This window comes from Microthrixaceae bacterium (genome assembly GCA_016702505.1).
Taxonomy (GTDB): Bacteria; Actinomycetota; Acidimicrobiia; order Acidimicrobiales; family Iamiaceae; genus Aquihabitans.
Genome location: JADJDU010000030.1, coordinates 129,521 through 151,373 on the forward strand (window position 1 = coordinate 129,521; position 21,853 = coordinate 151,373).

Consider the following 21,853-nt stretch of genomic DNA (forward strand, 5'->3'; position numbering starts at 1 on the left):
CGCAAGCTTAGGAACGATCTTGGGTGTCGGGGAGGGCAACGTTGGTCTCCAACGCACGAACCTCATCGGTGGTCAACATCCGCCACTCCCCCGGTCCCAGGCGGCGATCCGACAACGGGCCGATCCTGGTACGGATGAGGCGCACGATCGGATGGCCGACGGTGTCGAGCATCCGGCGTACCTGGCGGTTGCGGCCTTCGTGGATGGTGATCCTCACCAGTGTCGGAGCGACCAATGCCACACGGGCCGGAGCAGTCGGCCCGTCATCCAGTTCGACGCCTTCTCGCAGACGACGCAGCGCCGAACGCGACGGCGTCGACTCGACCTCGGCCAGGTATTCCTTTTCCACGCCATGGGATGGATGGGTGATTCGGTTGGCTAGGTCTCCGTCATTGGTGAGCAGGAGCAGCCCCTCGGTATCCATGTCGAGGCGACCGACTGGAAACACCCTGGGCTCGTCGGGGACAAGGTCGATCACAGTGGGCCGGCCATGGGTATCAGATGCCGTGGTCACCACGCCGATCGGCTTGTTCAACAGGTAGTGGATCAGGTCGGGCCGGATCCCCACCGGGACACCGTCGACTTCGACTTTGTCGCTCTCGGGATCCACCCTTCGCCCCAGGTCCGCGACGTCTCCATTCACGGTGACGACGCCGTCGGAAATCAGTTCTTCGCACATCCTGCGACTGCCGAAGCCAGCCCGGGCCAGCACCTTTTGCAGACGAAGCCCGCTCGCCAAATGTGAGGCCTCATCCCCGTGTCGGCTGTCTTCGTGTGGGTCCTGGTCAGATGGCGGCATCGTGGCCACCGACAGTGTCGCTGCCGGCGTTGGGGCCGGAGTCCGCGTCCCGGTCGCCGTCACTTCGAGCCGTCTCGTCGTCGCCAGAGCCAGCGCCAGTGGGGTCGGATGGGGGGTCCTCGAACCAGGCCGGGAGCTCGATTTCCCCTGGCTCTTCGGGAGCGGCGACCGCGTCTGACCCCGCGGAGGTCGAGGTTTGTGCCGTGGGAATGGACGCCGATGGTTGGGGCCCCTCGCCGTCAGGCTCGACTGCTGTGGTGGCCGGCTCCGGGACGTCTTCGGCCGGTTCTGGAGGGTCGGCCTGAGCGTCGGGCCCGGGTGCACCCTCGGTGGGGTTCGCAGGCAGGTGGGGGGTCGGGTCTCAGCCCCATCTCCAACGCCTCCAGAACGTCGGCGCTGGGAAGTAGGTCTGCGATGGGAGGAAGGTCGGACAGCGAATCCAGGCCCAGCCGTTCCAGGAACTCCCTGGTGGTCCCGAACAGGGTGACCTGACCTGGACCGGGATCCCGTCCCACCTCGTCTATGTATCCCCGCTGGTGGAGCGTGCGCATCACGCCGTCGACGTTCACACCGCGGATCGCAGCCACCTGCGCCCGCGATATCGACTGCTTGTAGGCCACTATCGCGAGCGTCTCCAGCGCTGCCGCTGACAGGCGGGCGCTTTGACCCTCGAGCACGAAACGCTCGACATAGGGGGCCATGTCGGCATGGCTCTGGAAGCGATACCCCCCCGCCACCTTCACCAACACGAAACCGCGGTCGTCGTTTGAGTAGGCGGCCTGGAGCTCGTCGCACAGCTCGGTTACCCGAGCGGGAGCGACCTCCAACAGCTGGGCCAGCAGGTGCGGATCGACCGGCTCCTGCGCGACCATGAGGATCGCCTCGATGGCCTTGGCGGCCTCACTAGCCATTGGAGTCTCTCAGCCTTCGTAGACGTCGATTCGACCCACCAGATCAGCGAAGACGGAACGCTCGTCGTCGTCGACCTCACCCCCGAGCCACGAAATCGTGAGGTCACCGAAGGTGGTGGGTTGGTCGAGGTCGATCATGCCTTGCTTGTAGAGCTCGAGGACAGCCAGGAACCGCACGACCACGTCCAAGCGCTCCACGAAGGCGTCGGTCAACGCCCGGAAGGTGGTGCGGCCGATGCGTGGCAGCTCGTCGACCAGTTCGGCCACGGCCTCGGTGACGCTGAGGCGTGAAGGCGCCACATGATCGAGGTGGACCTTCGGTACCGGTTTGGGGGTCAGGGCCCGAACCATGGCGTCTCGGAGGTCTATGGCCGTAATCCCGGCCAGGAGGTCCGGGGCCAGATCGGCGAAGCGCTCGTCTAGGCCGGCGGTACGAGGGAAAGACCGACCGGCCTCGTCGGCCATGGCCGACAGCAACAGGGCCGCATCCTTGAATGTCTTGCACTCCACCAAGCGGGCCAGCAGAAGGTCGCGCTCCTCCCACATGGAGAACTCCTCATCGAGCTCCAAGTCGGGATCCCCCGGCAGCAGGCGACGGGCCTTGAGCTCAACCAGCGTCGCCGCTATGAGCAGGAACTCGGTGGCGACCTCGAGGTCCAAGCCTTCCATGCGCTCGAGTTCGGCCAGGTAGGCGTCGACGATCCGGCTGAGTGAGACCTCGTAGAGATCGACCTGTTCGTTCAGGATCAGGTGAAGGAGCAGGTCGAAGGGACCCTCGAACACCGTGGTCTGCACCTCGTAGGCCATGGCAAGAGGATAGTTACATCGATGTGGTTTCGTAAAGGAGCATTGCCAGGACCCGGAATCGGTTCGGATGATCAACCGCCTCACCATAGGATCGCCCGTCATGACTCGCGTGTTCTCGGGTATCAAGCCCACCGGCAACGTCCACCTCGGAAACCTGTTCGGTGCGCTGGTCCGCTGGGTCGACGATCAACACCGAGCCGACAGCATCTATTGCGTCGTGGATCTTCACGCCCTCACGGTCCCCCAGGACCCCAGAGAGCTTCGGGCCACCACCATGGGCCTGGCCCAGATCCTGCTGGCGGTTGGAATCGACCCGCAGGTGAGCACCCTGTTCGTGCAGAGCCACGTTGCCGAGCACACCGAACTGGCATGGATGATGGAGTGCACGGCTGCCTTCGGGGAGCTGAGGAGGATGACCCAGTTCAAGGACAAGTCCGACAAGGCCGACTTCGTTTCTGGCGGCTTGTTCACCTACCCGGCCCTCATGGCCGCCGACATCTTGCTGTACGACACAGACGAGGTGCCCGTCGGTGACGACCAACGCCAGCACGTCGAGTTGGCCAGAGACCTGGCAGAACGGTTCAACAGCCGTTACGGCAAGACCTTCACAGTTCCGCAAGCGACATTTCCGACCGCTGGCGCCCGGATCATGGATCTCCAAGATCCCAGCTCGAAGATGTCCAAGTCAGAGGATGGAGCCCCGGGAACGATCTTGTTCCTGGATGCCCCGGCGGTCATCGAGAAGAAGATCAAGCGTGCGGTCACCGATACCGAGGCCGAGGTTCGCTTCGATGTAGCCGCCAAACCGGGGGTGTCGAACCTTCTGTCGATCCTGGCCGCGGCCACCGGTCGCACCCCGAGGATTGCGCCGTTGGCTACACCCAATACGGCCCGCTGAAGACCGACACCGCCGCCGCGGTGATCGAGCGCCTGGCCCCCATGCAGGCCCGCTACGCCGAGCTGGCCGCCGACCCGGCCGAGACCGCGAGACTGCTGTCGCGAGGCGCTACCAAGGCTCGGTCTACTGCGACCGCGACCATCGATCGGGCACGAGACCACATCGGACTTCTCCCCCAAACCTGACCGGATCGCCTTGACCAACCTCGCAGCGACGACGACTGGACCTGCCCGCTCGGGTCCTAAGCGTCGGATCACCTGACGGCTTGCCGACTCAGTCGTCGTCGGCAGCCTTGAGGGCGTCGCCGACCGCAGCCGGCACGGTCCACTGATCTGGGGGTAGGTGGTGCTCGGCGGTCCACGCCACGGTCAGCGGCGCCGAGCCGGCTAGACCGAGGAGGTCGGCACCGAGCTCGGGATGGAGCACGTACAGACCGACACGACGGGTGAAACCTCGGGTCTCACGCCAGGCCAGGGCCTGTTCGGTTCCGGCCAGCTTGACCGACAGCGTCGCTATCACCCGTCCATAGGTACCGAGACCTGACACGGTCTTGCCGCAGTCGTGAAGTAGGGCGGCGGCCAACACCGGCCGCGTTGCTTCGTTGCCTAGCGCCCGTTCGACGCGTCGGGCCACGCCAGCGGCGTGGCGACGGTCCTGGCGTGACATGGTTCGCCACACCTGCTGTTCCCCGTCGGTCAGGTTGTCGGCGATCCATTGACGATCGGCGCGCGGCTCACCGGCGGGTACGAGAGACCCGAAGAATCGGCTCACCAGGTGCAGGGCCCCGGGCACGTGAGAGGTTCAGGCGTGGGTGATGCAGAACGGCGTCGCTGGCATGGCCTCCAGCCGAGCTTGGCTGATGGCCTCGCCGCACACCTGGCAGTTTCCGTAGGTGCCGTTGCTCAAGCGTGTGAGGGCTCCCTCGACGTCATTGAGTTGCTCGCGCAGGGCTGCGGCCAGCGTCAGGTTCTCGCCGAGCTCGGCCGCCACCTGGGCGCTGTCGGCGAAGTTCTCGTCGAAATCCGGGGATGCGGACCCATCGATGGTTAGCTCGTCGAGGCGGCGAAGGAGGTCGTCGCGCTCGATCTCGAGGTCGCTACGGACCGAATCGTTGACGGCACTGCTGGTCATGGACCCAGGCTACAGCCTCTCCGTGGCCAACAACCGGGACATAAGTCCCAAGGACCCGAGTCGATAGGTCCGGTCGTCGTCGTCGCTGCTGCGACTCGTCAGACAGCTGAACACCAACGGTCGGCGGGCCTCGGCTAGGTATCGGAGCGGGCCCGGGGGTGTGCCTGGCGATAGACCGACCACAGTCGTTCGGTCGAGACCATCGTGTACACCTGGGTAGTGCTGATGCTGGCGTGACCCAGAAGTTCCTGGACGGTACGAATGTCGGCCCCGTGGTCGACCATGTGCGTGGCACAGGAGTGGCGCAGAACGTGGGGTGACAGCCGATGACCGAGCCCAACCTTGTCTCCGGCCCGCTTCACCACCATCCATGCCCCCTGCCGAGACAAGCGACCGCCCCTGCGATTCAAGAACACCGCATCGGAATCGCTGCGGCGGGCCCATTGGTCCGGGATCAGCTCGGCTCTCCCCGACGCTCCGAGCCAATCGACCAGGGCGACCACGCAATAGCGCCCGAGAGGTACGACCCGCTCCTTGGAACCTTTGCCGAAGGCCCGAAGGAGTCCGGCGTCGATATCGATGTCGGACAACGAGACGCCGACCAACTCGGAGATGCGCAGGCCGGTTCCGTACAACAGCTCCAAGATGGCCCGATCCCGTCGTGCCACCGCATCGGTGCCGTCCACCGAAGCGAGGAGAGACTCCACTTCCGCCTCGGTCAGGGCTTTGGGTAGACCCCTGGGCACGCGAGGCACCTCCACTTCGGCAGCAGGGTCAGGCCGACCCTCGTGTTCCTCGGCCAAGAAGCGGTGAAGGCTGCGAACGGCGACCAGCGCCCGCTTCTGGGAAGAGGGCGCCCGCCCCGACTCCCGCAGGTACCCGATGTAGGCGTTCACGTCGGGTTCGCTCACATCGGCGATCGACACAGATCGTTGCCTCAGCCATTGGACATAGGCGATGAGGTCTCTCCGATAGGCAGCGAGGGTGTTGGCTGAACGGCCCCGTTCGACTCGTAGCCAGGTGAGGAGATCCAACACCTCGAGAGGAAGCTGCGGTTCCCCGGTCACCGAGTCCGGGCCCGGTGGTCCCGAGCCAACAACAGACCGATGATGGTCTTCGAATCACGGATGGTGCCGTCGGCTATCAGTCGGTCGACATCGTCCAGGGACACCCGTTCTTCGGTCATGTGCTGTTCCTCGACCCCCTCGCGAGCCGGTGTGCCCCGGGTTAGTCCGGTGGCCAGGAACAACCTGACGTACTGGTCGGAGAAGCCGGCCACGGGCCAGTACTCGGTGACCAACTCGAGTCGATCGGCGTGCAGACCTAGCTCCTCGTGGAGCTCACGGGCAGCGGTGGCCTCGGGCGCTTCACCTTCCACGTCGCAAAGCCCAGCGGGGATCTCCAACAGGTGGGCGTCGACCGGTCCCCGGTACTGGCGAACGAGGCTGACCGTTCCATCCTCGTGGATGGGCACCATGGCTACCACGGCCATGTTGCGGATCACGTCTCGTTCGAAGGTCGAGCCGTCGGGAGCCTCGAAGGTGGCCTTGACCACTCGTAGACGAGCCAGGCAGACAACTTCCTCATCGCTCAGATGTCTGAACTCACCCACCGTCAAGCCTTCGTGGCCGACACCGGTGACGGTGCCTCGAACAGGTGCGGTGCCCTTCCTTCGGCCCGTTGCAGCGCGGCACCGATGAACTCCCGGAACAGCGGTGCGGGCTTGGTGGGTCGGCTCTTGAACTCGGGGTGGGCCTGGGTGGCCACCCAGAACGGGTGGTCGCGTAGCTCGATGAACTCGACTAGACGGTGGTCGGGTGACGAACCCGACAACCACAGATCCGACGCCTCGAACTGGCTGCGATAGCGCGGATTGAACTCGTAGCGGTGGCGGTGACGTTCTGAGACCACGGTGTGTCCGTAGGCTTCGGCCACCTTGGATCCCAGCTCGAGCTCGGCGACGTAGGCACCGAGGCGCATCGTGCCGCCCATGTCGGTGACCGATCGCTGGGCATCCATCAGGTCGATCACCGGATGCGGAGTGTGCGGGTCGAACTCAGCAGAGTTGGCCCGGTCCAGACCCAGGACGCTCCGAGCGAAGTCGATGGTCATCACCTGCATACCCAGACAGAGACCCAGACAAGGGATCTGGTTCTCCCGGGCGTAACCGGCTGCCGCGATCTTGCCCTCGACCCCGCGCTCACCGAAGCCGCCCGGAATGATGATGCCATCGAGGTCTCGGAGACGACCGGCGGCGAGGAGGCCTTCGACCTCTTCGGCTTGGATCCACTCGATCTCGACCTTGGCCCCGTGGTGGAACCCACCATGCTTGGCTGCTTCCACCACTGACAGGTAGGCGTCGATGAGGGTTACGTACTTGCCGATGATCCCGATGCGCACCGGCTCGGTGGCAGCTTCGACCTTCTCGACCAGCACCTCCCACTCCGACAGATCGGGAACTAGGTCATCGAGACGAAGGATCCGGCAGACCTCGGCATCGAGACCCTCCTCGTGCATGACCAGCGGGATCTCATAGATGTTGCCAGCATCCGCGGCATTTACCACCGCGGTCGGCGGAACATCGCACAGGTTCGAGATCTTGCGCTTCAGATCGGGCGAGAGCGCCTCTTCGCTGCGGCACACGATGGCATCGGGCTGGATGCCGCGGCTGCGCAGCTCGGTCACTGAGTGCTGGGTGGGTTTGGTCTTCTGCTCTCCCGACGGGCCGATAAACGGCACGAGGGTGACGTGGACATAGCAGACGTTGTCGCGTCCGACATCGAGACGGAATTGGCGGATCGCTTCCAGGAACGGGAGGATCTCGATGTCTCCCACGGTTCCGCCCACCTCGGTGATGACCACGTCCACGTCGCTGTCGGCCAGGCGGGTGATGCGTCGCTTGATCTCGTCGGTGATGTGGGGAATGACCTGGACCGTCTTACCCAGGTAGTCACCCCGACGTTCAGCGGCGAGGACCGCTGAGTAGATCGAGCCGGTGGTGGCGTTCGAGTCCCTAGAGAGGCTCTCGTCGATGAACCTCTCGTAGTGCCCCAGATCCAGGTCGGTTTCTCCGCCGTCGTCGGTGACGAACACCTCCCCGTGCTCGAAAGGGTTCATGGTGCCCGGGTCGACGTTGATGTAGGGGTCGAGCTTCTGCATGGTGACCCGAAGGCCACGTGCTTTCAGCAATCTCCCCAGGGACGAGGCGGTCAGGCCCTTCCCCAGGCTGCTCGCCACCCCACCCGTCACAAAGATGTGTTTCGTCACGGAGCCACACCCTACCTAGCCGGCGGCATCCACGAGTAGGTAGCGGTCAGATCGTTACGCCACAACGCATCACGGGCGTCGGCCGAGGCGGTCCAGCTTGCGGAGGAGCGGAGTGGAGTCGATCAGGCGGCTGTAGGAAACCTTCTCGCTGGCCCCGTTGAGCAGGATCAACGCGGCCAGGACCAGGTTGCGAATCGAAGGTGCTGAGGTGAGTACGACACCGATGCCGAGCGCGGCACCCACGACGTTGGCGCCAGCGTCGCCCAGCATCACCTTCTCGCCCAGGTCTGCCGGCAACAAGGCCACTGCTGCCCCGACCACCAGAGCCACTCCGATCAGATCCGGGTCGGCCGCGGCGGTGGCGCACAAGATGACGAACGCCAGGACCGTCACCTTTAGGCATCGTCCTGGAGCCCGGTCCATGAGGTTGCCGAGGTTGGCGGCCAGGGCCACCAGAGCCCCGTCGGCGATGATCCTTCCCACCGACCCAGGCTGGACCGAGGCCATCACCGCCAAAGCCAAAGCGGCCCCACCGAACAGCTTGATTCCGCCCGATGTGAGGCGGCCGTGGACCAGGGCACCGAGGTGGCCGCTGAACCCCCCGCTCTCGCCGGCTCCGAGGAGGTCGTCGAGGAAGCCGAGAAGGCCGAACCCTACGGTGGCCAGTACCACCAGACGACGACCGATGGTGCCACCCACCGGGTCCATGCCACCGGCTTCTACAAGACCAAGAGCCGCTTCCACCGCCAGTACGGCCAGGACCACGACCAGACCGGCCGCGGTGATGATGGGGGCGCCACGGTGATTCATTCGTTGGAGCACAGGGGTGTTCAGAGTGCCCAGCACCAACCGGAGGGTGAGGCTGCTTGCTGTCAGACCGAGCACCAGACCGATGGCTACGTTCACACCGTCACCGCCACCGACGGGCTTCCCGCAAGATGAAGTGTCGCTGAGGAGCGTTCACCGCCGCTCGACAGCAGGTGTATCAGGGGAGGCAGATGGGCCAGGAACAAGGCGATGACTATCGGTCCCGAGTCGTTGGAAAGGAATCCGAGAGCGGTGGCGGCGAGGATGGACCAAAAGGTGGTGGCCAGCGGACTACCAGGCGGAAGTAGTTCACGACGCCGCCGCTGCCAGATCAACGGCACCGCTAGGAACAGCGCTGCGACCGGGACCATCTTGGCCCACTGAGAGGACTGGGCCAGGCGAGCGTTCGCCTCCTGCTTGCGCATCAAGGTATCTACGAAAGCCGAAGGCCCGTCCTCGGATACCTGTTCGGCGAAACGCCCCAGATGACTTCGCTGGTCTGGCGGGCGGGCTAGGTCCAAGGCGGTGGCGGCACCCACCAGTGCCAGCATCGCCACGCCAGCCAGGGCCACGTTGCGCAGCCGCACCTTTCGTCCGCTCATGGCCAGGAGGGTCACGCCGAACACCGGACCCAGGGTGATCAACGAGCCGACGTCTGCCCCCAACATGGGAAGACCCGCCGACACGACCACTAGGAGGAACAGGCACGCCACCTTCACGATCGCCTCGCGACGGCGCTCACCATGATGGACGATGAGCCCTGCCGTAAGGATCGTGCACGCGCCGAGAACAGCAAACGTCGTGTTGGGGATGCCGTAGAACCGTCCGGCGTTGTGAAGTGAGTAGCCGAGCCAACTCGACAGGTGCAACGTGGTCCCCGTCCACGAGTCGACCAGGATCACCGCAACGGTCAGGCCTGACACCCATCCGAGCGGTGATATCGCAGACCGCCGACCGCGGCCGGCAACTGCCCCGATGCCTCCGGCAAGGGTGGCGGCCGCAATGGCCTGGGCCCATGTCGAGGTGGCGTTGAGGATCCCGAAAAGGCGAACGATGAAGGTCGACACCGGAAACGCGGCCAAGGCCAACACCAGCCACCGGACCAGACCCCCGAACCGACCGAGGCCGCGACGCCCCGCAACGGCGATGACCAGGGCCAGGTACAGCAAGGTGAACACCTGGATGTAGCGAGCAGAAACCGGACCGTAGGTCTTCTCGCGGATCATCGTGTCGGTGTCTAAGGACTTCAGCCGGTCGAGGTCCACCGGGCCCGGCTCGTAGCGCACCGCGCTCCCCGGCATCTCCACCGGGACCTCGGCACCCAGGGCAGCCAGGATCGTCGGTGCCAGATCGGTGATGGCGCTGACCCCGGATTGGCGCGTGGACGGTGAGGTGATGAGACCATGTGGGACGCCCGGCCCCCATGCCACCAACGGCGACGGTCGATACGGATAGGTGCTGGGAACGACCGAGACCACCAGCACCATGGTGTCGTCGTCGACCTCGTCCATCAGTCGACCCAGAATGGCGTCGGTTCTGGTCAGCTGCCGTTCCCACATGGCGTCGGACGCAGTCGACACCGCCGCCTTCCCGAAGCGGGTCGCCCGAGCCAGGTCGCCGGGGTCGACGACTACCACCGCCGCTCGTTCCAGTTCGTCCAAGGTGCCATCGACGATTGCGTCGGCGTTGGACTGAACCCCGAACGGCCCTTCTTGCGACGACTCCAGCATCTCCTCAGGACTGATGTGACCCGACGAAACCGCCATGTCCGAGGTCATGACCATCAGCGCTGCTGGCCGGCTGACATAGCCCGGGCTGGTGTAGGTGGCGGGCTGATCTCCGTTACCGACCACCGCGCCTCGGAGACCGGCCGCCTCCAACGCATCCCCCAGAGCTCCGGGGGCCGAGGAGCCTTCGGAGCGCTCTGTGCGTCGCAGGAGGCTGGGCCCACCCATGACCACGTACTCCCCTGCCGGTTCCATGCCTGTCAGCGAGGCGACGTACTGACCGGCCGTAACCCCGCCCACATCCTCACCGACGGGCAGGACGGTCTCGACCAGACCTCCACCGACCAAGCGGGACCCGGCCCCGATAGACAGGTACCCCTCCCCATCGGTGGGTGTACGGGCCACGGTACGCACCGAGAGGGCACCGACGGCTCCTTCATCCATGAGCTGTTGCAGGTTGGGGGTTACCCCACGGCTCAGGTCATCGAACGACAAGGGTTGCATGCCGAAGACCACGACCCGTCGCGGTCGAGCACCGAGCGGTGAAGTCGAGGGCACCCGCGAGATGCCGAGCAGCGGGGCCAGGAGACACAGCACCACCGTGGTCCCGATCACAGCTCCGGTTCGCAGGCGCGGTGACGTGATCCGAGGCCACAACGACCTGGCGATGTCGTGACCCTGACGGCCGCGGTGAGCAAACCCGGCCAAGGAGCGACCGGTGTGGCGGTGATCCATTGGAACATCCACCTCGACGACCCGACCACCACGTCGCACCACGTCGATGGTCATGGCCACTTCCAACCCGAAACGCTCGGCCGAATCCAAGCCCCTGACCAGTTCGGCGCGCACCGCTCGCTGTCCACTCAGCGGGGCACGGACCTTCAAGCCGCAGGCTCGTTCGATTCCCCGGGCCGACATGTCGCGGACGAGTCCGAACCCACCTTTGCCGCCCGCCGATGGCAGGACGCCAACCACCAGGTCGGCTTCGTCACGGAGCACTGGACCTAGGAGGACGTCGGCCGCCGCCGCGGTGGCGGCCAGGTCGGCATCTATGAGGAGGTAGATGTCGGCCTCGGGTGTGGCCGCTACACCGGCGAGAACGGCGCCGCCTTTGCCTCGGTTCGTCGGCAGTACCAGCACGTCTGCACCCGCTGCCCGGGCCGTGTCGGCGGTGTCGTCGGTCGATCCGTCGTCTATCACCAGGACCCGTGATACGAGCGGCAGCGCCGACAACGCAGCGACGGTATCCCCCACCGAGTCACCACGGTCCTTCGCCGGTACCAGGGCCACGACGAGTGGTCCTGGTACCGGCTGATCTCCTGAGGGGATCAGCCGGTAATCGAGATTCCCGGGGTCCTGGTCGCCAACCGGTTCCGTCGCGTCCGCTTCAGCATCTGGAGTTTCGTCGGCCATGGGTGTCCCAACGCTACCGGCCTCGGTCTGGTGGTCTTGGTCATGTGTGTTGGTGGCTTGGACCAGGAGGAGGATGTAGGGGCCGAGGAACACAGAGGCAAGGGCTAGGACCACAACGCCCGAGTCGTTGAGGATCCAGCCCACGAACCCCATGGCGAGCGTGGCGGTAACACCAGTGCGCTCGGGACTTCCCAGCGGCAGCACCCTCCGCCAGGCTCTACCGCTGGCGACCGCGACGAAGGCGACCCCGGCGACGAGAGGCACGACCCAAGCCAACGGGGATCGGCGCAGTACCGCGGTGTTGGCAGCCCACTTACGAGCCAGGGTGTCCTGGACCATGGTGCCGTCTCCCGTGGACAAGAAGAATCGGCCGATGTGGGTTCGTTGGCCGGGGTCACGCAACGACTCGATGGCCACCGCAGATCCCAGTACCGCGGCCGCAACCAGAGCAGCGAGACCGATCGTGTACCACCGGACCCGACGGCCCGACAGCGACCAGAACATCAGGCAGAGCACCGGAACCAGGGTGAGGATGCCGCCCACGTCGGCTCCCATCCACGGGGCACCATCGGCCAGGACGACGATGCTCGCAACCGCTCCGCCACACCACAGGGCCTGGGTGCGGTTGGCCGACCGGGCCACGAGCGAGGTGCAAATGGTGACCGTGGCTCCGCCCAACAAGGCGAAGGAGGCATTCCCGATTCCGGTGAAGCGGGGTGCTGTGGTCGGGGCGTACCCGAAGAAGCTGCCGTACTGGAGGTGGGCACCGGTGGCCAGATCGGCGACGAGGGTTGTGGCTGTCAATGCGCACAACGCCAGCACTGGGTCCAGCGCATGCCGCTGCAGTCGACTGACAGCGAAGGCCACAGCTCCTGCCACCAGCCAGCCCAGCAAGAAGGTCCCGGCCCCATAGGAGTACAGAGATGGTGCGACGCGCAGCACGAACGTGGCCAGCGGCCACGCCGCACAAGTGAGCACAGCCAAGAGGAGAGCCTGGTCGAACCACGAGGGTCGGCATGGGTTGGTCAGGAGCACGGCCACGGCCAGCAGGTAGACCACCGTCTGAACCGCGATGAACCCCACCGCCATAGCCCTATCTATCGGGGCTCGCTTCTCCAGCAGGGAGTCGAGGGCCAGCGCTCCGTCCCAGTTCGCCTCACCCGGGCGGTAGGCCAGGGGATGTCCGATCATGGCCGACGGGATGTCCGCCCCTAGAGCGTCGAGGACCGTCGGGCCCAGGTCGGTGAGGGTTACCAGGTCTGGGCGGTGCGTCGATGACGAGTGCAGGTAGCCGGCCGGCGTTCCAGCCCCATGCACCACCATCGGGGTCAGGGCCCACCGATCACCTGGGGGCGTCACGCCGACGACGATCAGGAGCGTGTCTGGCCCAAGGGTTCGCTCCACCATGGCCAGGACCTGGTCTGTCGAACCGAGCGCCGCCTTCCGGCCCATTTCCGAAACCGTCGGGTCCCCGCTGACGGCATCCGTGTCTCTATTCGCCGCCCATCGGAGGGTGTCGCCCGTATCGACGAACACGACCTCGGCCACCTCGAGGGCGCGGTCGACAGCGGATGCAAAGGCAGCGGGGTCAGACACGACCTCGTCTCCACCGGGACGGAGTCGCAGCAGTGATGCATCGACCGATCCGGCGTCCACCAGGCCCTCAGGATCGGACGCGGCGACCGCGGCGGGAGCCGGGACCAGCGCTGAGGCTTGAGAGCCGAGGTCGGTTCCGGCGTTGGTCACCACCGCAGCGGCAAGGTTCGCCGCTCTCAGCGCGGTGGCCAGAGATCCGGGTTGTCCTCCTTCGTCTGACCCTGCGTCGGCCAGGGTGACGAGCCGGCCCATGTCGCGAACACCGATCCGATCGGCGCCACTGTCGGGCTGGCCCAGTTCGGCAGAGGTGACCCGCCGGGCCTCCACGACCACCGGGTCGTCTTCATCGATCGAGCCAGAGGCCTCGCCGTCATCAACAGGCGCGGATGTAGCGGAGAGGTCTGCTCCTGGTACTTGGGGGGCGCTCTGCCCGATTGCGACGCGGTTGCCGGCACCCAGCGTTGCGTAGGCATCGACCACCTCGGGGGTGCTTCCCTTGGAGCGCACGTTCGTGGCCCCGATGGCACCGGTCCCGGCCAGCCTGGTCAGGGTGGGCATGGCCGTAGTGTCGACGTCGTCGATCCCCAGGTACGGAACTGTGAAGACAACCACGTTGCGAACCGGTCCCGGCGCTGGCTCCGACTCGACTCGAACCTCCCTCGAGAATGCAAACGAGAGAACGGCAAAGAGCAGGACGCCACCGACCAAGGCGAGCCGTGACCAGCGTTCCCGACTCACCGGAGTCGTCCTCGCACCCGTCTCAAGATGCCCAAGACCGGCTCCACATCATCGGTCCCGACGACGGAGATCGCCACGGCGATACCGACCGATCCCGCACCGGCTCCGCCCAGCAGAGCCAGGACAGCCGACCCTGAGTCCGCCCAACCCACGAGCCCGACAATGACGAGCGCCGCGCTGCCCCCAACTGCGGCGACCACCAGCGACCCGACGGCGGACCGCAGTACCGGTACGGGCCTACCGATCAGCGATGTGACGTGGTGGTGGAGGATCACGGCGGCCGCAGTGGTCGTGACTGCCGTGATCATTCCGAAGGCCACCAGCAGCGCTCTTCCTTCGAAGGTGGACGACGCCGCGGTCATTGCCGCTACCGCTACGATGGTGGCCCACAGGTTCACCGTGGTGGGGCGCCGGGCATCGTCGAGGGCATAGGAAGCTCGGGTTAGAAGAAAAGTCGCCGAATAAGCGGCAAGGCCGGCGAGGTACGCAGCCAATGTGGATGCGACCAGCGACACCCCGTTGGAATCGAAAGAACCCACTCGCACCAGCGACAGCGCCGGCCCTCCCAGCACCGCCAACAACGATGACGCTGGCAGCACCAGTGCCGTCATGGTTCGCAGACCACGACCCAGGTCATCGCTGAAGGCTTCCATGTCCTTGCGGTCCGCACCCGCCGCCGACAGCCGGGGATAGAGCGAGGTGAAGATCGGATGGGCCAACAGCGCGTGAGGCAGCAAGAAGAATGTGAACGCTGTCTGATAAGCGATCACTCCCCCCTCGATCCTCCCGGCCAACACCACGGTGGACATGACCAGCACCTGGTTCAGGCCTACGTGCCCGGTGGCCCAGGCGCCGCGTCGGATCAACGGCGCCAGTTCATCTCCTGGCACATGCCAGGCCGGGCGGAGGGGAAACCCCGCTCGGGCCGCGGCCACCAACGGCACCAGAGCCAGAACCGCTGTAGCAGCCAGGGTGCCGCCTCCGAGCAGGACCTTCTCTCCTCCCGTCAGCGTCAGGCCTCTGTCGACGTCATGGGTGAAGGCGAAAGCGACCATGGTGGCAGTCACCACCAGGCTGCTCGCGGCCGGCGCCACCGAGACGGCCACGAAGCGGCTGTCGGCTTGGAGCAGCGCGCTCGCCACCGCGCCCAGGCCGTAGAAGAAAAGTTGCGGCAACACGAACCACAGGAGGAACACACCCAGATCCACCTGTGCGTCGCGGCTGGTATCACTCACCCCTGAAGACAGCGCTCTCACGATCGGCTCAGCGAAGGCGAGCCCCACGATGACGACAACGGTCAACGCCGCCACCGCCCGGGTAGCAACCGCACCCGCCAGTCGACCAGCGTCGGCCCGGCTGTTCGACGCAAGGTGGGAGACGAACGTCGGGACCAGGACGGCGAACAGCATCCCTCCGGCCAGCAGCTCGAACAACAGGTTCGACACCTGGTTGGTGCGCTGATATGTGTCGCCCAGTGCGGCGATACCAAGCGCTCCCGCGGTGGCCAGGACCCGGACGAACCCGAGGATCCGTGAGATGAGGTTCCAGAAGGTGATCGTGGCGGCCGCTGACCCGAGACCCTTGACGGGACGGGCGCGGGTCTCGGTCACGTTCCCGTGGGGATGGCCGCGGCCGCTCCACGACCCTCGCCGTAGTGACCCCTCGCCCCCCGACCGATCTCCTCGAGCCCGAGGACGGTCGACACCAGTCCGTTGAACCAGTCGAGGTTGTCGACGGTGCTGACCAGACGGTTCAGCTCCGGATCCTCTCTTACAACCGTGACCGCCGTATCCAACCCGTCTTCAGACGGCGTCGTGGAAGCCACCAGGGCCGGCACCGGCCCGCTCTCGGCCATCCTCCGCAATACCGGGATCAGGAACGATGTAGCGGGGATCGACGGTGAGCTGCCGGCCAGGAACACGTAGCGATAGGACGAACCGCTAAGAAGCGGCCCAGTTGCTGGATTCTCCACCGGGGCCTCGAAGGACAGGAGGCCAGCCTGGATCAGGGCAGAGACGACCTCTGGCTCTGTCGGAGGATCTGGCACTGGCACCGTGGTGGTGGTGGCCGTCCCGTCGGTGGGACCAGTCGTCGTCGTCTCGGATCCTGGAGCGGCCCCTTCGGGCGTGGTCGTCGCCGGTATCGAGTCGGTGGGAACCGTGGTCGACGGGGCCGGATCGAGCGCCGGCGGCTGACCGGCCGCTACCAGTGCCGCGCCGAACCGGTCGACGAGTTCGGCCACGACGGCATCGGTTTCATCAGTCCTCAGATCCAGCGACCTGGCCAGATCTCGAGCCTGCTCATCGGAGAGGGAAACACGACCGGTGACGGTCAGCGTGCCACGGAATTCGGCTCCACTGGTATTGAGCGACTGCACCAAGTTGCGACGGGCGGTCTCATCGGCGCCCTCGGCGGCGATGATCAGGACTGGTACGTCGGTGAGGTTGTCGGCGAAGAGGGAGTTGGTACCTCCGCCGATCAAGGCTTGGTTGCGGGCCTCGGCATCGGAGACGTTGCCGCGAAGCCGGTCGTTTTCGGCCCTGGTCTCTCGGATCTGGCGTTCGGCGTTGGAGATGCTCTGATCGAGCTGATCCACCGTGTACTTGTCCAGGTACGTCCCACCCAGAAGTACACCGATGGCTAGGGCCAAGAACACCGCAGTGAGGCTCACGATGTGATAGCGCAGGTTGATCATCGATGGTCTCCCCGGATCACCGGAAGGAAAGAGTGAGGCCCCTGAGGACCAGGCGGACGGGATCGCTGACCAAGGTGATCACGATCATCGCGATCATCGCGGCCAGCACGAGGAACAACAGGTCACGCTTTCGGACCCTGCTGTCATAGAGGCGGTTCACGCCTTTGGCATCCACCAGGATCGGTCCGACCTTCATGCGCACCAGGAACGTGGACGCCATGCCAGCGCGACCCTTGTCCAAGAAGTCGACCATCGAGTTGTGCGTGCCCACCGCCACGATCAGGGTGGCGCCGCGTTCGAAGGCGATGAGCATGGCGATGTCCTCAGAAGTGCCAGTCGAAGCGAAGACCACGTGGTCGACGCCCATCTCCTCGAGTCGCTCGGCTCCGGGGGCTCGTCCATCGGCGTAGCCGTGGACGACCATCGCTGCCCCGCAGCGAAGTGCCTTCTCCGAGACCGAATCCATGTCTCCGATGATCACATCGGGCACCTTGCCCATTGCCAACAGCGCGTCGGCCCCGCCGTCGACGCCGATCAACAAAGGCTTCTGCTCGCGTATGTAGCCGCTGCGCTCGAGGAGTTCCAGGTCCTTCTTGTAGTCGACACCGCGGACGACCACGAGCACGTGTCGACCAGCGAAGTCGACGGGAATGTCGGGGATGTCGGGGTTATCGACCAGCAGGTGGCCCTCACGGCGGAGGTACTCCAAGGTGTTGGATGCGAACCTCTCCAACTCGTCACCCATCGACTGTCGGGACTCTTCGAGCGTTGCGGTGAGGGTGTCCATGTTCTGGATCGCCCCCTCGGCGACAACGATGTCGTCTTGAATCAGGTGAGATCCGCGGATGGTGATGATGGACCCGTCGGCGACCTGGTCCATCACCTCGCTCCCGACGTGGTCGATCATCGGGATCCCCGCTGCAGGAAGCAGCAGCGGACCGACGTTGGGATAGCGACCAGAGATACTGGCGCTGGCGTTCACCACCGCGGCCGCTCCCGCCTCGATCAGGCTTTCGGTGGCGACGGTGTCCAGATCCTGGTGATCAATGACGGCGATCTCACCTGGCTTGATCCGCTTGGCCAGGTCTTTGGTACGACGGTCGACCCGTGCCACACCGGTAACGTCGATGACAGGGGAATCGGGCCTGCGGTCTGGGCTGTCGACGCTCACCGGCGTTCTCCGGCGCCGGCGGCGAGCAACTCGCGTGCCGCCGAATGCATCGACGACCCCCCAGCGGTACCAGCCAGCATCCGAGCGATCTCGTCTACTCGACCTTCGTCGCCGAGCACTTGGGCCTGAACAGCAGCGACCGCGGAGTCGTGGTCCTTTCGGAGGGACACCTGCTGGTCGGCACAGGCCGCCACCTGGGGCAGATGGGTCACGACGAGGACCTGGTGGTCACGGCCGAGGGCTGCCAGCGCCCGCCCGACCGATACGGCGGCGTCGCCCCCGATCCCGGCGTCGACCTCATCGAACACGAGGATAGGCGGTGCCCCGGTGACGACCAATCGCAGGGCGAGCATCACTCGGGCCAGCTCACCGCCCGACGCCACCTTGGACAGGGGTCCCGGCGGTAGGCCGGGGTTGGCTGCCAGCATGAATCCGACGTCGTCTCCCGGATCGGCGTGGGGAACGTGGACCCCGAACCTGGCCCGGCCCATGGCCAGCTCCTTCAGGTGCGCCTCGACCTCTCGGGCCAACACCGGCGCATGCTGTCGACGCTGGGCCCCAATCCTTCCGGCCTCGGCCTGCTCGGCCCTCTTGACCTCGGCCAAGTCCTGTTCCAACGCCGCCGCTCGGACGTCGTGGGCTTCGAGGTCGGCGATGCGGCGGGCGCAGTCGTCTCGATAGATGATGACGTCGGCCAGGGACCCGGACCCCGTCGTGCCGTCGGAGCGAACAGCGGTGGCGTACTTGCGACGGAGATCGACGAGGAGCTGGCGACGCTGACGAAGTTCGGTTAGACGTTTGGGATTGTGCTCGAGCGACTCCCCGATGGCACGGACCTCAGCGACCAGGTCAGCGGCCTCAGCCGACAGCGATTGGATCCGCTGGGAAACGGAGCTGAACGGAACGCGCCCTGCTGTGATCGAGGTCAGCTCGCCTAGTAGATCCACCACCGCGCCGTCAGCGCCGAGCAGTTCGGATGCCCGGCTCGCGGCCTCCTGGTGCGCCACCACATTGGCCAGGATCGACTCTTGACGATCAAGGTACGAGTCCTCGTCTGGGTCGGTGACCCCAGCCCCGTCGATCTCACCGACCTGGTGACGCAGCAGGTCGAGCTGGCGTTCTCGGGCTCCGGCGTCACCTCCCAAACCGGCCAGTTCAGAGCCGATGCGTCTCACTTCGGACCTCAGCGCTTGGAGCTGGCTGGTATCCACCGACCCGAAGGTGTCGAGTGCCATTCGCTGGGTGACGGGGTCTAGGAGAGATTGATGGGCATGCTGGCCGTGAAGGTCGACGATCGGGCCGGTCAGTTCGGCCAGGGCCGTCGCGGTGACCATACGACCGTCGACGTAGGCACGCGACCGACCCTCAGACGCTATGACGCGGCTCAGCACCACCTCTGTGCCCTCCAGATCGAAGCGACCTTCTATCAAGGCTTCGTCTGAGCCTGGCCGCACGACAGATGAATCGGCCCGGCCTCCGAGTAGCAGCTCGATGGCCCCGACCAACATCGTCTTACCAGCACCGGTCTCCCCGGTTAGAGCGGTCATCCCGTCGTCTAACACCAATCGCAACGACTCGATGATGCCGAGGTTCGTGACGGCCAACTCGATCAGACGGGTCGGGCCCGCGTGCTCTGTCATCGGTCGTTGAGCCCGAACTTCGACTTGAGGATCTGGTGGAAGTCTCGTCCACCGAACGTGACGAAACGGGCCGGGGTCGGGGCGGCTCGAACCAGAAGCCGATGCCCGGGGTCGAGCGCGCCCTGCTGGGTGCCATCGACTGACACGGCAGCCGCCCGCTCCCCCAGAACCTTGATCTCGACGGTGCTGGCAGGGTCGAGGACGAGGGCACGGTCGAACAGGGAATGAGGAGAAACGGGCGTCAGGAGAATCGCCCGATGAGAAGGGTCCACGATGGGGCCACGAGCCGAAAGCGAGTAGGCCGTTGACCCGGTTGGTGTGGCGAGGATGATCCCGTCGGCCACGTAACTGGTGAAGAACCGTCCGTCGATGCTCACTCCGAGGCGAATGGTCCGCCCGATCGCCTGTTTCTCCACGACCACCTCGTTGAGGCCCAGGGGAAGGCTCCCGAAACCCGATGGAGGTGAAGCGACATCCGAGATGGTTCCGTCCCCGGTTATCGACTCCGTCGTTGCGGAGCCGGAGTTGGCAGGTCGGATCTCGGCGGAGACCATCATCCGGGGGGCAATTGAGTGCGTACCTGCGAGGTAGCTCGCAAGGGCGTCGGCCCACCCGCTCGGCTCCACCTCGGCCAGGTATCCGAGTTGGCCCAGGTTCACCCCTATCAGGTCGGCGTCGGCGGCCACCGCCCACCGGGTGGCTCGCAGCACGGTGCCGTCACCTCCGATCGCCACGACGAGCCCGATGTTGGCCGCGGGAAGACCGGTCGGGTTGGTTGACGCGATCGGAACGCCGAGAAGTTCTGCTTCCCCATCGAAGGCAACCGGCTCGAGGCCGTGGGCGCGCAACCATTCAGCGACTTCTCGTCCGGTGGCTATGGCTTCTGGACGTCCGCTGTGCACGAACATCGCCACGACGTTCACCGGGACGTCACCTCATCGAGGACCGAGTCGATCAGAACTGCGAGCGGCTGCGACTCAGGGTGCCGGCCACCGGGGGCGCGTCCGTGCAGGAGAAACTCGACGTTCCCATCGGCTCCTCGGATCGGTGAAGGCATGAACTCCATGATGGTCGCTCCCAGTGACTGAATCGCGGCGCCCACCTCTTCGAGGACCCTTCGCCACACCTCGGGGTCACCTATTACCCCCGAACCTCGGGCCGCCTCGGACCGGCCTGCTTCGAACTGCGGCTTTACCAGCCAGATCAGCTCGGCCCCCGGAGCGGCCAGGTTCAAGAGGGCAGGAGCCACGGTCCGTAGGGATATGAAACTGAGATCGGCCACGACGACGTCTGGCCGTGGTCCGAAGTCGCCGGGCTGACTGTGTCTGATGTTGGTGCGTTCATGCACCTCGACGCGCGGATCGGTACGCAACCGTTGGTGGAGTTGACCTCGCCCGACGTCGACGGCAACTACCGATGACGCTCCGAGCTGAAGGGCGCAGTCGGTGAACCCCCCGGTGCTGGCTCCGGCATCGAGGACACGGCAACCGTTCAGATCGACCGCGAAGCGGTCGATTGCGCCAGCCAGCTTCTCGCCGCCGCGACCTACAAATCGTGGCGGTGGTGATCCAACCGAGATCGCCTCGTCGGGGGCAACCAGGCGCGAGGCCTTGGCCGCCGGAGCACCGTTGACCGTGACGGTGCCCGACCCGATTACCTCCCGAGCCCGTTCGCGGCTGGTTACCAGCCCTCGGCGAACCAGTTCGGCATCGAGGCGTCGGCGCACCGCCTCGGAGGGTTCAGCCCGCGGCCTTCTTGGCGGGCGCCTTCTTGGCGACAGCCTTCTTCGCGGGCGCCTTCTTTGCTGGGGCCTTCTTGGCAGCAGCCTTCTTGGCGGGCGCCTTCTTGGCAGCAGCCTTCTTCGCTGGGGCCTTCTTGGCGGCGGCCTTCGCTGCGGGTGCCTTTTCAGCAGCTGCTGACTTCTTCACAGGAACGACCGACTGGATCAACTTCTCGATCCGATCCAGGTCGGCGAGCGTCGCCAAGCCCCAGGCGTCGGCCGAGGCGATGATCTCACCTCGAACCTGCTCGACGAGGGCCTCGGTGTTCTTGCGGCTGCGTTCGACCAAGTCGATCACGAGGGCCTGGGCCTGCTCGGTCTGAACCTCACCCGCCTTCACCAATTCCTTCACCAGCGCCTCGGCCTTGGCCTGGGTCATCTCGGTGAACGACACCCCAGCTTCGAGAAACCGCTTGAGAACCTTGTTCTGTGCCATCTTGTCAGCGTATGCCTGCAAACTGGTGCTAGCAAAA

Annotated in this window: 17 protein-coding genes and 1 pseudogene; 1 reads left to right on the forward strand and 17 read right to left on the reverse strand. The window is 65.6% G+C overall.

Annotated features, from left to right (window positions below):
• Positions 1 to 7: 7 nt before the first annotated feature.
• From IPG97_17810 to IPG97_17820, 3 genes are all read right to left on the reverse strand, one after another.
• Entirely contained in the window at positions 8 to 799 is a 792-nt protein-coding gene (locus IPG97_17810; protein MBK6858347.1) for an rRNA pseudouridine synthase, read from the reverse strand.
• Positions 800 to 1,038: 239 nt separating this feature from the next.
• Positions 1,039 to 1,710 (reverse strand): SMC-Scp complex subunit ScpB, encoded by a 672-nt coding sequence (gene scpB, locus IPG97_17815; GenBank protein ID MBK6858348.1) that lies wholly within the window; start codon positions 1,708 to 1,710, stop codon positions 1,039 to 1,041.
• A gap of 9 nt (positions 1,711 to 1,719) precedes the next feature.
• Positions 1,720 to 2,517 carry a segregation/condensation protein A gene (locus IPG97_17820; protein MBK6858349.1) on the reverse strand — a complete coding sequence of 266 codons (798 nt, stop codon included), beginning with the start codon at positions 2,515 to 2,517 and terminating at the stop codon, positions 1,720 to 1,722.
• A gap of 100 nt (positions 2,518 to 2,617) precedes the next feature.
• On the opposite strand from IPG97_17820, the pseudogene trpS reads away from it, so the two are divergent.
• Positions 2,618 to 3,600, forward strand: a pseudogene (trpS, locus tag IPG97_17825) (tryptophan--tRNA ligase).
• Positions 3,601 to 3,688: 88 nt separating this feature from the next.
• On the opposite strand, the gene IPG97_17830 reads toward trpS, so the two are convergent.
• The 14 genes from IPG97_17830 to IPG97_17895 all read right to left on the reverse strand — a co-directional run bounded on the left by IPG97_17830 (position 3,689) and on the right by IPG97_17895 (position 21,816).
• Positions 3,689 to 4,186 (reverse strand): hypothetical protein, encoded by a 498-nt coding sequence (locus tag IPG97_17830; GenBank protein ID MBK6858350.1) that lies wholly within the window; start codon positions 4,184 to 4,186, stop codon positions 3,689 to 3,691.
• Between the two features lie 30 nt (positions 4,187 to 4,216).
• Positions 4,217 to 4,546 carry a TraR/DksA C4-type zinc finger protein gene (locus IPG97_17835; GenBank protein MBK6858351.1) on the reverse strand — a complete coding sequence of 110 codons (330 nt, stop codon included), beginning with the start codon at positions 4,544 to 4,546 and terminating at the stop codon, positions 4,217 to 4,219.
• A gap of 134 nt (positions 4,547 to 4,680) precedes the next feature.
• Positions 4,681 to 5,613, reverse strand: coding sequence for a site-specific tyrosine recombinase XerD (gene xerD, locus IPG97_17840; GenBank protein ID MBK6858352.1), 933 nt, complete (start codon positions 5,611 to 5,613; stop codon positions 4,681 to 4,683).
• Positions 5,610 to 6,158: an NUDIX hydrolase gene (locus tag IPG97_17845; GenBank protein ID MBK6858353.1), complete on the reverse strand. Its 549-nt coding sequence runs from the start codon at positions 6,156 to 6,158 to the stop codon at positions 5,610 to 5,612. The genes xerD and IPG97_17845 overlap by 4 nt, the downstream gene beginning before the upstream one ends.
• 2 nt (positions 6,159 to 6,160) lie before the next feature.
• Positions 6,161 to 7,813, reverse strand: coding sequence for a CTP synthase (locus tag IPG97_17850; GenBank protein MBK6858354.1), 1,653 nt, complete (start codon positions 7,811 to 7,813; stop codon positions 6,161 to 6,163).
• A 69-nt stretch (positions 7,814 to 7,882) separates the two neighbouring features.
• The gene (locus IPG97_17855) at positions 7,883 to 8,719 is read right to left on the reverse strand and encodes a hypothetical protein (GenBank protein ID MBK6858355.1); all 837 of its coding nucleotides are present in this window, start codon (positions 8,717 to 8,719) and stop codon (positions 7,883 to 7,885) included.
• A complete protein-coding gene (locus IPG97_17860) occupies positions 8,716 to 11,760 on the reverse strand; it encodes a glycosyltransferase (protein MBK6858356.1) in 3,045 nt (1,014 codons plus the stop codon). Before IPG97_17860 ends, IPG97_17855 begins: the two co-directional genes overlap by 4 nt.
• 2,330 nt (positions 11,761 to 14,090) lie before the next feature.
• On the reverse strand, positions 14,091 to 15,704 hold the full coding sequence (locus tag IPG97_17865; protein MBK6858357.1) for a hypothetical protein: 1,614 nt from the start codon (positions 15,702 to 15,704) through the stop codon (positions 14,091 to 14,093).
• Positions 15,701 to 16,789, reverse strand: a complete 1,089-nt coding sequence (locus tag IPG97_17870) for a copper transporter (protein ID MBK6858358.1) — start codon at positions 16,787 to 16,789, stop codon at positions 15,701 to 15,703. The genes IPG97_17865 and IPG97_17870 overlap by 4 nt, the downstream gene beginning before the upstream one ends.
• Positions 16,790 to 16,805: 16 nt before the next feature.
• On the reverse strand, positions 16,806 to 17,960 hold the full coding sequence (locus IPG97_17875; protein MBK6858359.1) for a hypothetical protein: 1,155 nt from the start codon (positions 17,958 to 17,960) through the stop codon (positions 16,806 to 16,808).
• A complete protein-coding gene (locus IPG97_17880; protein MBK6858360.1) occupies positions 17,957 to 19,600 on the reverse strand; it encodes a DNA repair protein RecN in 1,644 nt (547 codons plus the stop codon). Before IPG97_17880 ends, IPG97_17875 begins: the two co-directional genes overlap by 4 nt.
• On the reverse strand, positions 19,597 to 20,523 hold the full coding sequence (locus IPG97_17885; GenBank protein MBK6858361.1) for an NAD(+)/NADH kinase: 927 nt from the start codon (positions 20,521 to 20,523) through the stop codon (positions 19,597 to 19,599). The genes IPG97_17880 and IPG97_17885 overlap by 4 nt, the downstream gene beginning before the upstream one ends.
• On the reverse strand, positions 20,520 to 21,380 hold the full coding sequence (locus IPG97_17890) for a TlyA family RNA methyltransferase (GenBank protein ID MBK6858362.1): 861 nt from the start codon (positions 21,378 to 21,380) through the stop codon (positions 20,520 to 20,522). The genes IPG97_17885 and IPG97_17890 overlap by 4 nt, the downstream gene beginning before the upstream one ends.
• Positions 21,340 to 21,816, reverse strand: a complete 477-nt coding sequence (locus IPG97_17895; protein ID MBK6858363.1) for a hypothetical protein — start codon at positions 21,814 to 21,816, stop codon at positions 21,340 to 21,342. The genes IPG97_17890 and IPG97_17895 overlap by 41 nt, the downstream gene beginning before the upstream one ends.
• Positions 21,817 to 21,853 lie beyond the last annotated feature (37 nt).

Bases quoted from the DNA above. Each gene is read 5' to 3' on its own strand.
- IPG97_17810 (MBK6858347.1), bottom strand. From the start codon at position 799: ATGCCGCCATCTGACCAGGACCCACACGAAGACAGCCGACACGGGGAT.
- scpB (MBK6858348.1), bottom strand. From the start codon at position 1,710: ATGGCTAGTGAGGCCGCCAAGGCCATCGAGGCGATCCTCATGGTCGCG.
- IPG97_17820 (MBK6858349.1), bottom strand. From the start codon at position 2,517: ATGGCCTACGAGGTGCAGACCACGGTGTTCGAGGGTCCCTTCGACCTG.
- IPG97_17835 (MBK6858351.1), bottom strand. From the start codon at position 4,546: ATGACCAGCAGTGCCGTCAACGATTCGGTCCGTAGCGACCTCGAGATC.
- IPG97_17860 (MBK6858356.1), bottom strand. From the start codon at position 11,760: ATGGCCGACGAAACTCCAGATGCTGAAGCGGACGCGACGGAACCGGTT.
- IPG97_17870 (MBK6858358.1), bottom strand. From the start codon at position 16,789: ATGATCAACCTGCGCTATCACATCGTGAGCCTCACTGCGGTGTTCTTG.
- IPG97_17880 (MBK6858360.1), bottom strand. From the start codon at position 19,600: ATGACAGAGCACGCGGGCCCGACCCGTCTGATCGAGTTGGCCGTCACG.
- IPG97_17895 (MBK6858363.1), bottom strand. From the start codon at position 21,816: ATGGCACAGAACAAGGTTCTCAAGCGGTTTCTCGAAGCTGGGGTGTCG.